The organism is Anaerotaenia torta (assembly GCF_050433395.1).
Classification (GTDB): Bacteria; Bacillota; Clostridia; order Lachnospirales; family Lachnospiraceae; genus Mobilitalea; species Mobilitalea torta.
Window position 1 is genome coordinate 73,888 of record NZ_JBNPXH010000009.1, and the last position, 15,665, is coordinate 89,552.

At 49.5% G+C, this 15,665-nt stretch carries 9 protein-coding genes; all 9 read right to left on the reverse strand.

Annotation, left to right across the window (positions count from 1 at the left end; translation table 11 throughout):
• Positions 1 to 306 precede the first annotated feature (306 nt).
• Positions 307 to 1,293 (reverse strand): carbohydrate ABC transporter permease, encoded by a 987-nt coding sequence (locus tag HNQ56_RS15175; protein ID WP_429147910.1) that lies wholly within the window; start codon positions 1,291 to 1,293, stop codon positions 307 to 309.
• On the reverse strand, positions 1,262 to 2,194 hold the full coding sequence (locus tag HNQ56_RS15180) for a carbohydrate ABC transporter permease (protein WP_429147913.1): 933 nt from the start codon (positions 2,192 to 2,194) through the stop codon (positions 1,262 to 1,264). Before HNQ56_RS15180 ends, HNQ56_RS15175 begins: the two co-directional genes overlap by 32 nt.
• Positions 2,195 to 2,198: 4 nt before the next feature.
• Complete coding sequence (locus tag HNQ56_RS15185) at positions 2,199 to 4,499, reverse strand: DUF5696 domain-containing protein (protein WP_429147916.1); 2,301 nt, start codon at positions 4,497 to 4,499, stop codon at positions 2,199 to 2,201.
• Positions 4,486 to 6,582, reverse strand: a complete 2,097-nt coding sequence (locus HNQ56_RS15190) for a hypothetical protein (RefSeq protein WP_429147919.1) — start codon at positions 6,580 to 6,582, stop codon at positions 4,486 to 4,488. The genes HNQ56_RS15185 and HNQ56_RS15190 overlap by 14 nt, the downstream gene beginning before the upstream one ends.
• Before the next feature lie 287 nt (positions 6,583 to 6,869).
• A complete protein-coding gene (locus HNQ56_RS15195) occupies positions 6,870 to 7,790 on the reverse strand; it encodes a carbohydrate ABC transporter permease (protein WP_429147922.1) in 921 nt (306 codons plus the stop codon).
• 12 nt (positions 7,791 to 7,802) lie between these two features.
• Positions 7,803 to 8,720: a carbohydrate ABC transporter permease gene (locus tag HNQ56_RS15200; RefSeq protein WP_429147925.1), complete on the reverse strand. Its 918-nt coding sequence runs from the start codon at positions 8,718 to 8,720 to the stop codon at positions 7,803 to 7,805.
• Positions 8,710 to 11,676, reverse strand: a complete 2,967-nt coding sequence (locus HNQ56_RS15205) for an extracellular solute-binding protein (protein WP_429147928.1) — start codon at positions 11,674 to 11,676, stop codon at positions 8,710 to 8,712. Before HNQ56_RS15205 ends, HNQ56_RS15200 begins: the two co-directional genes overlap by 11 nt.
• Positions 11,677 to 11,776: 100 nt before the next feature.
• The gene (locus HNQ56_RS15210) at positions 11,777 to 13,330 is read right to left on the reverse strand and encodes an ABC transporter substrate-binding protein (RefSeq protein WP_429147931.1); all 1,554 of its coding nucleotides are present in this window, start codon (positions 13,328 to 13,330) and stop codon (positions 11,777 to 11,779) included.
• Positions 13,331 to 13,416: 86 nt separating this feature from the next.
• Positions 13,417 to 15,624: a glycoside hydrolase family 65 protein gene (locus HNQ56_RS15215; RefSeq protein WP_429147934.1), complete on the reverse strand. Its 2,208-nt coding sequence runs from the start codon at positions 15,622 to 15,624 to the stop codon at positions 13,417 to 13,419.
• Positions 15,625 to 15,665: the final 41 nt, after the last annotated feature.

Genomic DNA, 15,665 nt, shown 5'->3' on the forward strand with positions numbered 1-15,665 from the left:
ATTTCCCATCCTCTTTTCTAAGATATTTAAAATCACACATTTTAAATCAAATCAAATTAAATATTTCAAATATTTCCTCATATATTTTTCAGTAGCTCATAACCAACGCCATAAAGATATACTTGTATCTGTACATTCACACACAAACACATTTATTTGCAAACAAATTTATAGGTAGATACATGAATACGCAATATACAGACAAGCATACAAATATAAAATACGTAATGTATTTTATACAACAATCCATATCCCGGCCTAAAATTCCACAGACCATGAACACTTGCGGTCATGGTCTGCTCTAGTCTATTCTCCGGTAATTCCTGTTTTTTCAATGCTTTCAACGAATTGCTTCTGTAATATAAGATATAAAGTAATCAATGGCAGAATGGATAACAAAGTCCCTGCCAGCCGAATGGACTCATTCAACGCGCCTCCCGTACTGACGGAAGCGGAGGAATACAGCTTATTAAACCGGTCTGCAAACTGCTGCAGAAGCATGGGAAGGGTGGTCGCCGCCCCTGTGGAATACTGGGGTATCTGGGTCGTATCATTCCATATCCAGATAAAAGAAAACAGGAAGCACACCACAATCGCCGGTTTTGCCATGGGAAGTGCAATTTGGGAAAAGACCCGGAACCTCCCCGCTCCATCGATACGCGCCGCCTCATCCAGCGCTTTCGGATAGGTAGCAAAGAAATTATAGTAAATCAGCAGGAAAATAGAACTTTTAATCCCCTGGCCCAATAAAGAAATCACATAAACCGGCCATATGGTTCCAACCAGCTTATAGGAGTTAAACAGCAGAAACCTGGGTATCATAGTGACCTGTGCCGGTATCAGGAACATTAAAACGGACAGGACAATCCACACCTTCTTAAGGGGAACCGGGAATCTTCCCAATCCATAGCCTGCACAAGCCAGTACCGCCGTCTGCAGCACTGCCGGTATGACTGTCATACGAAGGGAATCCTTGATTCCCTTCCACACATCCAGGGTCCTGGCTGCCTTAATGAAGCTCTCGAAGGACAGCCTAGTAGGAATCCAGGATACCGTGGAATCCACCAGATCCTTCGTATCCATCATGCTGGTGGAAATCATATAGATCAGCGGGTAGATGAACACAAAGCCCAGGCCGGTCAAGATTACATACACCACAATTTTAGCAAAAATACTGCCCCTGCCTATACTCCCAAGAAAGAAGCTGCGCAGCAGCTGCTTTCCCCAGCCCGTATAATCCCGGGATGCCCTGCTCTTCCTCCTACTGTCTCTCTCTGATGCTGCGTCTCTCATTCCTCGCCCTCCTTATCTCTTTCCAATCCGTGAACATCAGGAACACAATTACCATCAGGAACAGAAGACATACCGCATAAATCCATGACAATGTTGATGCATAGCTGTAGGGCCTTGCAATATCCCTCACGGATTTCACAATCAACAGATTGGTCAAATCATCGGAGAAGGTTCCCATCTCCACAATCGTATAGATAGAATTCAGCATTATAATGGGCTTAATATACGGCAGGGTAATCCTCCAGAACATCTCCCAGGCCGTAGCACCGTCAATGGACGCGGCCTCATACATATTGAGATCGATTTTCTGCAGCGCCGCCAGAAAGATAATGGTCTGAACGCCGGAGAACCAGAGGATACGCACAAACCCGCCTAAAAAGGTGAGCAGTACATTCACCCAGACACCGTCCATTTCCCGTAAGATGTCTATGATTCCGAATACATTGATATCAATATTCATGGCGGCGGTCTCCGTCAGAAGCTCCGACATAACCGGCCCGCTCATGATGATAACCGGAATAAAGAATATCATACGGAACAATGCTCTCCCGCGGAATTTCCGATTCAGCAAAATGCTGATGATGAGAGCAAAGACAACCGCCAGAGGTGTGCCCAGGGCCACATTGACCAGAGAGGTAATGAGCTTTGTGGGATACTCCGCATCAGCAAACAAGGCCTGCCGGTAATATTCCCATCCAACCGGCTCCAGCTGGATCACCCCCGGCTTTATTGCCACCTGGTTAAAGCTGATGGCAATGGAATAAAGCAAGGGATAGCATGTAACAGCAAAAAATCCGATTAGCCATGGAGAGAGAAATAAGAGTCCTGCCAGTGCGTCGCGGCGTCGGTTAGTCATGGCCGGCATCCTTCTTTTCTTTGTGTCTCCTTCTTTTCTTACCATTCCCCTACCCCCTTCCTTCAACGACTTTGAACCAGCCCGGTGAAACGGTGACAGCTCCATCCGTTTTCTCTGACGCGGTATAATTAACATAGATCCTCACCCCGTTTCCGTAGGTGACGCGGATAAAGCCTTCCTCCAGTGCTCTGTGCTGTACAATGGTCTCGCCCTGCACCCCTGCCAGGGCCTGTGATATCGTATCATAGGCTTCCTTAATATAGCTTTCCCAATCCGAGAAATTAGTGGAAATATAGTCCTCCTGGGTGGTACGGTGCAGCGCAAGGCTTTCACAATGGGTCACCGTGAAGGTGGGTGCCACGCCATATTCAATATGTCTTAACAGGCGCTCCTTGGAATAAGTTCCGGTATTCAGCGGCGCGGCATAGAGCGGTATGCTTCCCTTCAGCACAAGCTGTAAAAACGGCACCGTGTCCGTCTCATACAGGAACTGCCCGCTGGATAAAGGGGCATTATAGAATTCCGAGGTATAGCTCCACAGATATTGGTTCGGATTGTATAAGGGCATCCTCTGCCCATCCCCTGCCTGCTCCACCAGAGAGACCGTACGGACCAGATTCTCAGCTCTCGTACTCTCCTTTCCCGAAGTAAAATCACCATAGAGACGGTAGGACAATTCATCCAGGGCAAAGCCGGATATTTCACCGTAACTGCGTAAATTCCCGGCATTCTGAATCCGCCTGCCCACTTCACCGAGGCGGTAGAAATAAGTATTGGGATACATGATTATGATATTATTGCGTGACAGCTCAATCACCATGTTGGAAAGGTTGTTTGCCGCCTCTGTTCTCTTATTGATCTGGTCGGCATTGGCGCTGACGGGATTCAGATAGAAGTAGAACCGGTTTCCGCCCTCCCTGATCTGCTCAACCAGAGTCTGCACCTCCTCCTTGCTTCCCAGCTTTCTCAGGAAGGATGTACCTGCTTCATTATTCCTGGAATAGCTCCGGTAAACATAAGAGATATTCTTTATTCCCTGCTTCTCCAGCTTCTCTGCAAGAAGGGAAGCCTCCTTCACACTGGTGAATACCCGAAGGGAATTTCCTATAAATTCTTTGTGCAGACCGGCTCCCAGTATCTCTATTTTCAATGGAAGGCTTTCTTCCTCCACTGTCTGCCTGCTTATAATCTGCTTATCTGATAATATTCTCCGGTACAGTCCGGCCATACCGTTATAATCGGCTTCCTCCCCCTGGGTGATATAGACGGACAGCTCCGGCGATACTTCATTCCGGTGCTCCTGGGGAACCACTGCTCCTGCTCCCTTCTTCCGATTGATATTTTTATTATATCTCTGCCGGAATTCAAATCTTGCCGCACCCCAGTTATAAGGGTTGTTCTGCAGCGCCGGCGTGGCCAGGATGGAAGCATATTCCGCCCCGCTCTCAATCACTGCGAACAAGCCGTTCTGATTCATGCCATGGACTACCCCGTAGACCGGCATAATGATCTGGGGCTCCTCCACCACATAGTCATTGGGGCGGTAAGCCTGCAAATCCGAAGGCTGGGCCAGGGATTCGATGCCCAGATCTTTCCCGTATACTCTTCCGGCGAAGGTAGAGGCATATTGGGAGGGTTTCTGAAAGCGAAGCAAGGCTCCCGATCCGTCGGGAATCAGCAGATAGCCGTCCACCGAATCACTGTAGGAGGAACCGAGATAGGGTAAAAAAGTCATGGATTTCAGCCGGTAAGTACTATCCTGCATTCCTTCCGTCAGACTTTCCTCCTCCATGCGGAAGCTTAACCGATTCCCTTCAAGGGTTACGTTCAGGTCGAAGGAGATGCCGAGTTCTTTAAATTCCGCATGACATGCAAAGCCATCCGGGCGGACGGTATAGTCCGTCTCCGCATTTCCCGTCAGGCTGTACCGGCTCTCTGTGCCTGCCTCATCAAAGCACTCGATACCCACAATAGAATTTCCGTAATTATTCCAGGTCTTATTCAGCCCTTCCGCGCCCTCCAGGGGTAATGCCCCCCAGATATAGCCCGTGTTCTTATTTTTAATGCGAATCGTATTCCATTTCGTGTTCAGCCACAGCTGGGCCTGGTCCGTCTCTGCCGCCAGCTCAAAGCCTTCCAGGTCAAACCGGTTCTCCACCGCCTCGGCAGAAAAGGGATGAACCTGCCTGTTTGATAAGGCTTCCATCATATCCGTATGAAGGGGACGGGTCTCCGATCCAATGGAGGGCTTCTCCGTCACAGCATCCTGAGTCTCCGCACTCGCATGAATGATCAGTCCCAATGCCAAAGAGGCAGCCAAGGCAAATGCAATTTTTCTACGTAATGACACGGTACTTCACCTCCTCCAACAATTCCGCCGCAAAGCCCAGCAGCTCCTTCCACAGAATATACAGAATAATAAAGGCCAGGACTGCAATAACCATGAATGCTATGGTCAGCAGAATATTGCTGACCGTTTTACCCGGGGTATAGCAATGCGTCTCCTTCACCGCCAGGAAAATGAGAACCAGCGTATAGCCGATAATCATAAAATAACATAATCCATACAGGAAGCTTTCCTTCTTCGTAAGCACATGGGACACAAGGGTTAATACCGGAATATACGTGATATATCCTGAAAGTGCATACCCAAAAGAAACATATACATTCTTGATGGTACCCTCTCCGTCGTTGATGGAGCTGATGAGATAGCTGCCCACCACAAACAGGATCACCGGCAGGATAACGATAACCGATATCGCCGCAGGACTCTGCCACTGATTGATTCCTCCCCCAAACACAAAGGAGGTATACAGACGGTATATCATATAGACGATATAAGCTGCTATATACAGGATGGTAGCTCCTCTCACACTGCCCCGCCGCCCTGTTTTCAGATAATAGATGCCGTCAATGGGATGGCGCAGCATGAATCGGGAATCCACCATCAGCTCCTTGAGCAGCCGGTGCCTCTTACACTGTTTCTCCCATTCCTCCCGGATGTATTTCCTGTAATTTGATTTTTTCTGAACAAACCACAAGGCCAGTAAGACAATTGCGATGCCGATGCAGAGCATCAGGATGCGGTCCATATGCTCCCTCAGCCAACTGCTCCGAAGCTCCCAGTAGCATTCCGAGTATTTCCACCCGTCACCCATAATCCTGTAATGCTCCGCTGCTGTCTCATACTCTCCCAATTCAAACATTGCCTGTGCAAACCCGTTATGTGCCATGTAGGCAGAGGGACTCAGCCGGAGGATTTCCGTCCATCCCTCCAGGCTGGCGGTATAATCACCCTTATTATAATCCGCCTTTGCTTTATGCAGGAGCTTCGTATAGCTGGTGGGATAATAGGCTTGAATCAGCGCTCTCTCCTTATCCAGAATATAGATATTATCATTCTCATCCACTTCAATTGCACTGACCACCGCAGTCAATCCATTGCGGTCACTTGCTGCGGCCCTGCCTCCGAAGAGAATCATCAGCACTCCCGTATCATCAAACTCTTCTATAGACCCCGTATCCGTCACGGCAAAAATATTTCCTTCCGTGGTTACAGCTGCATCCACATAATTCTCCTCGCCCCAAATCCTGCCGGAGCGCTGCAACACATTCACCCCGGCCAGATTCAGCTTTTTAAGGGCATCCAAGCTGTCATTCTGGGTCACGGAATAAATCAGATTGGTATCCGCCACATCCAGAGATACAATATTAGGAGGGGTCCGGAAGAACAGCTTGGCTTTCTGCTCCTCTGTGTAGAAGGTCTTCTGAAACCATTCGATCAGGTTCAGTCCCTTCGTCTTATTCGCTCCGAAAAACCCGTTAAACCTTCCGTCTTCGCCGAATTGCAGTATTCCCTCATGGGTTCCCTCGCTGATGGCAAAGATATTGCCGAAGCTGTCCACATCCACCTTCCTCGGCTTAAAGGGACTGGCTCCGTAGATCATATCCTCCGGACGGCCGATCCGCTTGACGACTCCGCGCTCCTGAGACAGAAGAACGACCTCAGAAGCCTGATAATCCGCCACATAGACCATCCCATCCTCATCTACGGCAACTCCTGTGGGATACTTCAGCTCCCCTTCTCCGAGAAAGCTGATTCTGCCCTCCAGCAGATCATATCTCACGATCCTCGCATTGCCGCTGTCTGCAATATATAAAATTCCGTCCTTGTAATACAGATCCTCCGGTGACTTCATCCCGATTTCCTTCAGATATATTCCTCCCGGAATATAGGCATCCTGGGTACGAAGATATCCAAACCGGTCCGCGGCAATGGTATAGGTATAAGCCGTGCTTTCAATTGCCCGGACATGCCCCGGACCGCTGCCCGGGAATACGGATATCAATATAAGGATAACTGCAAGCAAAGTACGCCGGACGGCTCCTCTGTACTTACAGCCTGTATCTGTCCTCTTGTTTTTTCCTGTCATATGAAATCTCCTCACCTCAATCCTCCCCGTATGATTCATTACCGCCATCTCCTTCGCCCTGTCACAGACCGAACAGTTCCATGCCTTATCATTTCATGATTCGCCCGGCAGAAGCCATATATACTAACGCGGTGAATATGATTACATAGATATCCATCCGGGCGCAGACCGGGCTTCCCATGATTGCCTGCACTTGGCAATTATGGGATGTTAAAGGCAAGCCCAGATGGATATCTATGTAATCATATTCATCTCACAGCCTAAATCACGCCCATTTACATAGCAAATCATTTCATTCCTGAATGTGACATTGTATTCATGACCCTGGATTGCAGGATAATAAACAGAATCAGGTTGGGAAGGAACATGATGAGAGATGCTGCTGCCTGAATCCCCAATCCGGCGACGGTATTTCCCGTCATCATCTGTCCCACCATCCCATTGGCATTGCCTGAGCTGGCAGTCAGAGTAGTCATATAAAAGGAAAAGCTCTTTAACGCCTCATTGTTAATATAATAATTGGAGGCCTCCATACTGTTCCAGCTGGACTGGAAGGACAGAATAGCCACCGTAGCAAGAGCCGGGGTGATATTGGGCAGGACTACCTTACGCAGGATATAATAATCGCTGGCTCCGTCGATCTGTGCAGCCTCCACCACGGAATCCGGGAATTCATCAATAAACTGCTTCACCAGATAGAGTCCCACCGGCATGGCCACCAGGGGCACAATATGAACCAGAAAACGATCCACCATGCCCAGCTTATAAATAATCAAATAGCGAGGTATCGCCACTGCCACCGGCACGAACATCAGGGCCGCTTCATTGATGCCGAAGAAAGCCTTCTTCAGCCGGTACTTTCTCTTTGACATACAATACGCCGCCATTACGGTAATGGTCAGGGTCAGCAGCACAACCGCCAGGGTCGACAGAATGCTGTTAAAGAGATAACGGCTCATGGGAATCATTTTGTTCGCCGAGGTTGCCGCCAGGTTGGAAAAGTTCTGCAGGGTCGGACGCAGGGTGATGAATTTGGGCGGATAGACCAGCAGCTCATCCAGCGGCTTAAAGGCATTAAAGAAAATAAACACAATGGGCAGGGCGGTGATTACTACTACCGGCAGCAGATACAGGTAGAACTTGATCTGGGAACGGTCAAACCGCCTGGGATTAATCCCTATGATTCTGATTTTATTTCGTCTGCGCATAGATACACCACCTCAATCCTTATCCATAAAAAGTTTCTTGGCAATCTGTGATATCCCCCATACGAAGATCAGAATAATCACAGAAAGCGCCGCCCCATAGCCCATCTCATAACGTACGAAAGCATATTCCTCCGCGTGAGTCACCAGCAGCTGCCCGGCGTATCCCGGTGTCGGGTTGGACCCGGACAGCATGACTCCGATGGAGCCGTTCTGAAAGGTGCTCACAATGGACATTACCGCACCGAACATCATAAAGGGGCGGATTGCCGGAACCGTCACATAGATAATTTCCTGAAAACGATTCTTCACCCCGTCCAGGTAGGCAGCTTCATAAAGCTCCCGGTTCACATTGAGAATACCCGCCAGCATTGCCAGAAATCCCACTCCCATGCTGCTCCACAGGCTGACGGCAATCATAATCAGCAGCAGATACTGGCTGTCCGACAGCCAGAGAATCGGCTTCTGAATCACATCCATCTTCAGCAGCAGCGCATTCAAATACCCCACCTTATCTCCTGCAAAGACCACCTGCCATACGGTGGACAGCATGATTCCGCTGGTCATGGAGGGCAGGTACAGAATGATTGCCATGATGGTTCTCGGCACCTTGGTGATCTGCGCCAGGGACCAGGCCAGGAAGAAGGACAGCAGGTATCCCCCCACCCCCACGATAACAGAGAACTGTACCGTATTGGGAATGGCATTCTCCATGAAGACAGCATCGTCTGTAAGAATGTTCACGTAATTACCCAGTCCCACCAGATTGGGACTTTCAATGGAATTAAAATCCGTAAAGGAAAGTCCGATGGCGATCACTACCGGGATTATAATAAAAATCAGAAATAATGCCGCAAAGGGCAGCTGAAGCCAGAAAATGGAATGATGATCAAAAAACAATTTAATTTTACGCAGCCATTGCTTATTCTCCATCGTTACCTCCTCCTGCTCCCTGCTTATCCTTTAATTCCTGGATTAAGTCAACCTTATATTCCTTGACCGGATTTCCATCCTTATCATAATATCCGAACTCTGTCAGCTTCCTCTTCATCTCCCGGTTGGATGCCAGCAGTGCCTCATCCATCCTGGGCTGGAAGTTCTCACCCTTGGTGACGATATCAATCCAGGCATTGCTGATCTCCCTCTCCAGGATATAGCTTGCCGGGTGGCGCAGCGCCTCCTTCTGCCAGGACCACTGCTCCAATATGACCTCCCTATGCTTCCTAGGGTATGAAATCTGATCCAAAGCAATATGATTTGCCGTATTCCAGATGTAATCGGGGCCGTACTTCATCTGAAGGACCGTGGCATAAGCAGCCTGGGTCTCTCCCGACAGCCACCATTTTAAGAAGCGGTACGACTCATCCGGCATGGGAGTATTGGCAAAAATCATAGCCGCGGTCATATCCGCAGACCAGTACCGGTACACCGTCCCGTCCTCCTGGGTCGTTCCCGGAACCAGAGCGATATCCCAGCGTCCGGTCAGCTCCGGCGCTCCTATCTGAAGCTGGAGATAGGTAGCAAAATTAGAGATCCCGATGGGAACCGCACCGGAACGGAAGGCGTTGAAGAAGTTGGGGACATTCTGAACCAGGCCGTATACCTGGTATAAATCGATCATCTCCCGGATGCCCTTCAAGGTATTGGGATCGCTGAAATTGGCATGAAAGCCGTCCTTGGTATAATAATCTCCCCCGTTTTGGAACAGGAAGGCTCCCGTAGATTCAAAGCTCTTATATCCTACATTGTTGGCCAGGGTAAGATTAAAGTTCATTGCATTCCGGTGGAGGATGGGCATCATTTTCTTGACATCCGCCCAGGTGTCAGGCACCTCCAGCCCCAGCATATCCAGGATATCCCTGCGGTAGAACAGCACATAGAAATCCTGTGTCTCACTGGCTGCGTAGATTCCCTCATCATAGGCCATGGGAGTCAATGACTCGATATTATATTCCTTCCCGTACCAATCCATGAAATCCGCATATTCCAGCAAATTCTTCGCCATACCTCTCATGGCGAATTCCGCCGGCCGGTAGTAGGATAAGCCTAAAGCAATATCCGGGTTGGACCGGGTGGAGTTAGCAAGGGTGATCTTCTTCTCGTCCGGCATGACGGAGAATACCACATCGATTCCCGTATCTTCCGTAAATTTCTGTGCCGTCAGCTCTCTCAGCACCTCCACATACTGCATGGGCTTATTGATCCAGATCGTAAGCTTTTCCGTACCGCCCTTGATATCGGAAGACTCATTCATAGTGCCCGAGAAGGAATAGATGAATTGCTTTGCCCCTGTAATCAGTGTGGGCAGTATCCCCGCCTCAGGCGTAGGCAGATGCTCTCCCGCTCCGTGAAGGTAAAGGCGGTCCAGGCTGAGATTCTGCTCATGTATTTTAGTAAGCGTCAGTGCTGCCAATTGGGAGGCAGAGTCGGAATCATCGCTTAACAGCGCCATCCGGTTGGGTATCTCCCTTGGCTCGGATGCCAGTCGTTCCAGGTTCTGTGCCGCCAGCATCAGATTGCTGGCAAAGGAAGGCTCCCTTCCGCCCAGCTCCTTCAGCTCTTCATAGAGCCTCAGCAGGCGGCTGCGCCAATCCTCCAGATCAGTAAGGATATTGGGCATATATTGCAGAATGTCCCAGGTCCGGTTAGTATCGATCTTTGCCGTATCATCAGAATTGCTTCCCCGGATTTTCTTCATCAGTAAGCCGGTCTGATTGATCTCCTCTGTGATTTCCATAAGCTCCCGGTAGATTGCGTCCATGGGTCCTGCCGTCACCTTCAGGGCGATGGTATGAACCCCTGCTGTAAGATAAATCCCCATGGGCTTTTCCTTGCCCAGGGTATGATTTGCATATTTCATCATGCCGGTATGGGAAAACCCGATATCCCTGGCTTCCCGGTAAGGCACCCTTCCGTCAATCTCCAGGGTGCGGTAGGCGCAGCCCCCTGTCTTCAGCGGCTGGCTGTACTTGAAGCTGATATAATATATCCCGTCCCGGGGAATCTCTGCTTCATAGATGATCTTCTGTCCTATGGCTTTATTGGACTTATCATCCGTTGCGTTAATCAGTCTGATATAGGGGTTCTTCGGAAGTACTCCCACGTTCTGGACATTGGTTCCTCTGATATAGGAATCCGTCTTCGCCCGGTAGTCTTCCCCTTCGATAATAATTATTTTACCGTCATACACGGGAGCATCCTTGTATTCCGACAGGTACTGCTCATAGCTTATATCCTCCGTCGGAGGCACCAGGGTGACAGCATACAGGAAAAGTTCCTGGTTCTGTGGGGTGATGGACAGCATGTTCTCCCCTGCTTCCAGGTGAAACCGTTCAGGAGTTCTCTGAAAATGCTCATAGTCCTCCAGATAGGCGGAGTTCGTCACTTCCATCCGATATCCGTCGGGTGTGATTTCATTCCCATACCGGTCTGCCCTAGGCTCCGATATGTCATCCGCCCACAAAAGGGGGAAGGAACACACCAGTTCCCTTGTTCCGACTCTCACATTCGCGGTATTCTCAAACAGACTGTGCTCCGGAGAAGTATATTCCACCAACACCTCATAGTCTCCGGCTTCCAAAACCTCCAGCTTCACATGGCAGGAAGCATCCACCGGCACATAGGTTCCGTCAGAATCAACCTGTATGCCATCCCCGCTCACCAGGCTCTCCTGGTTCAGTAATATCCTGTAAGATGTCCCCTCGCCGGCAAAGGTCTGCCTCTCTGCCACTTCCCTGTCCTCCAGCAGAAAGCTTCGCTCCATTGTCTGTATCATGCGGTCCAGCTTGCTTACTTCCACATGTACAAGAATGACCAGGGGAAGAAGCAGAACGGATATTATCAATAGAAATACATATATTTTAGTTCTAAGAAGCTTCTTTCTCTTCATCTTTACCTCCAGGAAGCCATCTAAACTTCAAGCGGATGTTCCCAATCCGCGTTGATTTTCAGAGGGGGATTTTACTCCCCCTCTGAAACAGGCATGAAAATCAGCCGCCAACCTTCTCGTTAAATATCTTCAGCTGCTCCTGTAACGCAGCGTTTACCTTTGCATCAATCTGGGGAGCTACATCCGCCGCGTTCTTGCGGCCTTCCCGTACATCGCCCAGCATCTGCCATATCTCATCATTGAATACCGCATTATATCCGGGAACGATCTTGTTGATATCTCCTCTGATGGAATTCGCCGTGCTCTTATAGAGAGCCTTAAAGCCCTCGGTCAGATGGGGGTTCTTCTCAAACTTCGCAATCACATCGGGATGCTGTGTGCAGGGAATGAACCAGGTCTTTAACAGCTTCGTGTCGCCTTCCACCACATCCTTGTCGCCTCTGGCCTCAAAGATATCCAGTCTCTGGAGATTTCCTTCCACTCCGTAGGTCAGCCATTTCAGCAGCTGGAAGGCTGCCTTGGGATCCTGGCAGGTACTGGCCAGATAAGAACAGTCCACATGAATCGGGGTCTTAACCGGTGTGTTGGCATCCAGACGGGGATAAGGCCAATAATCCCAACGAACCTTACACTCATTACGCATCCAGTTATCATTCCAGGTAGCATTGGTACACAGCAGGGAGATTCCGTTTTTGAAGGTGTAATGATTATCATCCTTACCGGCCTCACCGAACTTCATCACATAATCACTATCCATGGGAGTGCTGCCGTCTTCCGCTTTCGGATATTTCATCGCCCATGCGTCAAGTCCGGGAACTGCCCTTAACTCAGCCAGACGGTTCATGGCAGGCACCCATTTCTCCGTAAAGTTGAACTTCTGGTTTACATAATCATAAGCGGGATAGAAATATCCATCCTCCTGGGCGGAATATACCTGGTCCAAATCCTCCAGAGTGGCAGAACCGCAGGTATCTGCAGTAATAGCCTTCTTCAGTATCTCCTCAAATTCAGCCATCGTCCAGTCATAGCCGGGCTTGTCGATATTCAATTCATCCAGCATATCCAAGTTGATGGTGATACCCATGGCATTCATCTGACAGGGCAGAGCATAGAGCTTTCCGCCATAGGTATAGGGGTCTGTCATGCCGGAGGGAACATAGGACGCTTCCTCATCCCCAGCCATAAGGTCATTCAGCGGCATAACATATCCGCTTGCCACCTGGGGAGCGAAGTCATTCCAATCCAGCCACATCAGATCCGGCATGGAATTTGCCGCAGCCTTCTGGGTCAGATACTCATTAAAAGCTCCTCCCGTACTTCCGGGGAAGGGTTCATCCACCACCTCAATATTGGGATATTGGGCGCGGAAGGCATCCAATACCGGAACAATTTCCGCCGTCTCCCCTTCGGGGTACGCGATTACTACCTTACCGGCTATCTCATATGGATTCTCCTGAGCCGGAGTCTGCTCCTGATTCGGAGTCTGTTCCTTGCCGGGATCCTCTTTCCCTGAATCAGCCGCGCTGGTAGGTGTGTTATTTTCCTTGTTCGTGTCCGTTTTTTTCCCATCTGAATTGCTGCAGCCGGTGAATAAAACCGCAAGCATAGTCACCATACAGATGACGGATAACAGTTTCTGATACATTTTCTTCATATTTTCCCTCCTTAAATGATTGGTTATAATATAATATAAGGACAAGCATTGCACAAGCCTTACAATATATCCATTTGTTTTAACGGTTAAATAGATTGCAGAAATGTAATCCGGGGTTCCTTTCCCCGTTCCATTCCGATCTCATATACTGCGTTTTCATAGCATAGCTTAAATTTCATTTTGTGTATTTCCTCCGGAAGATTGGGCTTACACTTGATTCCTCCGGCATCGGTCCAGATCCCTGCAAAGCCGAAGATTAATGCCTGCCAGGTGGCTCCCAGGGCCGCCGTATGGATTCCCTCTCCTGCCGTGTTGCCCATGACATTTTTCAAATCAAGAAACAGGGATTTGAAGAAATACTCCCAGGCTGCCTCTCCGATTCCTAATCTTGCCGCCAGCAGCGCATGAATCCCAAAGCTCAGGGTTGAATCATGCAGGGTCTTAGGCTCATAGTAATTCCATGCCGCCAGCATCTGCTCCTTGGACATCTCTTCGGGAAAAAGTGCCATATACATCAGCACATCCGACTGCTTTAATACCTGATACCTTTGCAGGCGGTCAAAGCTCAGCTTATGATACAAGGGAATATTATCTTCCTTATATGCGCTTATCTCAATGGGCTCCAGGCTCTCAAATACAGGGTCCTGAATCCAGAGCTTCCGCTCCTCATCATAGTAAGTCACCGCCTTTTGAAGCAGCTCCTGCCATCCCTTCGCTTCCTCCGCCCGGTACTCCAGCTTCTCCTTCAGGCTCTTCCATTCCGCCGGATACTCCTTCTCCATCCACCCAACAGAATCCAGGGCCAAGGTAAGATTATGGAGCGCCAGCTTTACCGTATAAAAATTATTCATGGTCACACCGCAATACTCATCGGGACCCTTTACATAGAGCAGATTATAGCAATCCTTCCCCCTGTCATAGGTAAAGCGTTCCATCCAATACCTGGCGGTCTGTATATAAATCTCCGCTCCGTAATCCCGATGGAAGGCCCTATCCCCCGTCAGCCGGATATACCGGCCTACGGCATATGCGATGTCCGCTGTGATATGGATCTCGCAGCAGCCCGTATCCCAGGTCTCACATTGCTCAAAGCCCGTGTCGGAAGACATCCAGGAATATCTGGCTCCCTTCAGCGAAAATCTCCCGGCGCTTTCCAGAGCGTCCTTCAGGGTATGATACCGGTATAGAAGCAGGTTCTTTGCCGCCTCGGGCCTTGTATGGAGAAACAGCGGCAGCATGAATATCTCCGTATCCCAGAAATAACAGCCCTTATACCTTCCATGCATCAGGCCCCTGGCTCCTATGCTGGCATGAGGATCATCGGCGGGATCGCTCTGGATCAGCTGAAGGATGTTATACCGGATCGCTCCCTGAATCTCTCCGGAAGCTTCCACCTCCACATCGCAGCTTTCCCATATCCTTTGCCATGCCTTCCGGGTTTCCAGAAGCATTCCGTCAAAGCCCAGGGAAATGCCCCGTTCCATATGTACCCGGGCTATCCTTCCCGCATCCTCTCCGTCTCTGTAATTAGCCGCGCAGATGAGCTTATCAATAACATAGCTTCTTCCCTGCTTTCCCGGAATTCGGATGACCGAACCCGTATATCTTTTCTTTGGAGCAGCCTCTACGGATATCCCGCAGCCCTCCGATACCTGAAGGTGATATTCCATCACCGTCCTTCGTTTGGAATACGCCGTTTCCGCAAAGAGCCTCCCCTGCCTGCCTTTCGAAGAGACATGAACCCTTCCCCACATACGGGCAAATTCCAGATTATCACTCAGTTGGTTATCCGCAATGGGAAGGTTGATGACATTCCCGTCAATTCCTGTCTCCAGGATTATCTCGCTGTCATGGTTCTCCGGCATCAGCTCAAACCGGATCGCCGCCGCATGGTTATCCTCCATGCTGAGAAACCTGGTAATCCTTATCCTGGTTCTCCTGTTCTCCTGATCCGCTGCCGTATAGGTCCACAGCACGGTGCCGTCCCTCATGTCCAGTGTCTGTCTGTAAGCGACCACCTCCATATCATTTACATCAATCCCGCCTACAGAAAGCCTGGAAGCTGCAAAATCCGGTTGATTCACCATGTCCGTAATGCCCGGCCTGATGTATTCAAAGAACCCGGAGAAAAACGTGGTGCGCTCCGCATCATTCCTTCTGCTTCCTATGGGGGAATAACCTCTTACTCCCATATAACCGTTTCCCTGGCTGAAGATGCTCTCCCGGTAATCCTTCGTCTCCGGGGAAGCTGTCCTCGTCTCAATTTCCCATGGATGGATAGTGAAACAATCCAACCTGACCACCTCCTCATATTGTTTTTTCAGTTCAGCCTGTG

Bases quoted from the DNA above. Each gene is read 5' to 3' on its own strand.
- HNQ56_RS15200 (WP_429147925.1), bottom strand. From the start codon at position 8,720: ATGGAGAATAAGCAATGGCTGCGTAAAATTAAATTGTTTTTTGATCAT.
- HNQ56_RS15195 (WP_429147922.1), bottom strand. From the start codon at position 7,790: ATGCGCAGACGAAATAAAATCAGAATCATAGGGATTAATCCCAGGCGG.
- HNQ56_RS15175 (WP_429147910.1), bottom strand. From the start codon at position 1,293: ATGAGAGACGCAGCATCAGAGAGAGACAGTAGGAGGAAGAGCAGGGCA.
- HNQ56_RS15205 (WP_429147928.1), bottom strand. From the start codon at position 11,676: ATGAAGAGAAAGAAGCTTCTTAGAACTAAAATATATGTATTTCTATTG.
- HNQ56_RS15190 (WP_429147919.1), bottom strand. From the start codon at position 6,582: ATGACAGGAAAAAACAAGAGGACAGATACAGGCTGTAAGTACAGAGGA.
- HNQ56_RS15210 (WP_429147931.1), bottom strand. From the start codon at position 13,330: ATGAAGAAAATGTATCAGAAACTGTTATCCGTCATCTGTATGGTGACT.
- HNQ56_RS15180 (WP_429147913.1), bottom strand. From the start codon at position 2,194: ATGGTAAGAAAAGAAGGAGACACAAAGAAAAGAAGGATGCCGGCCATG.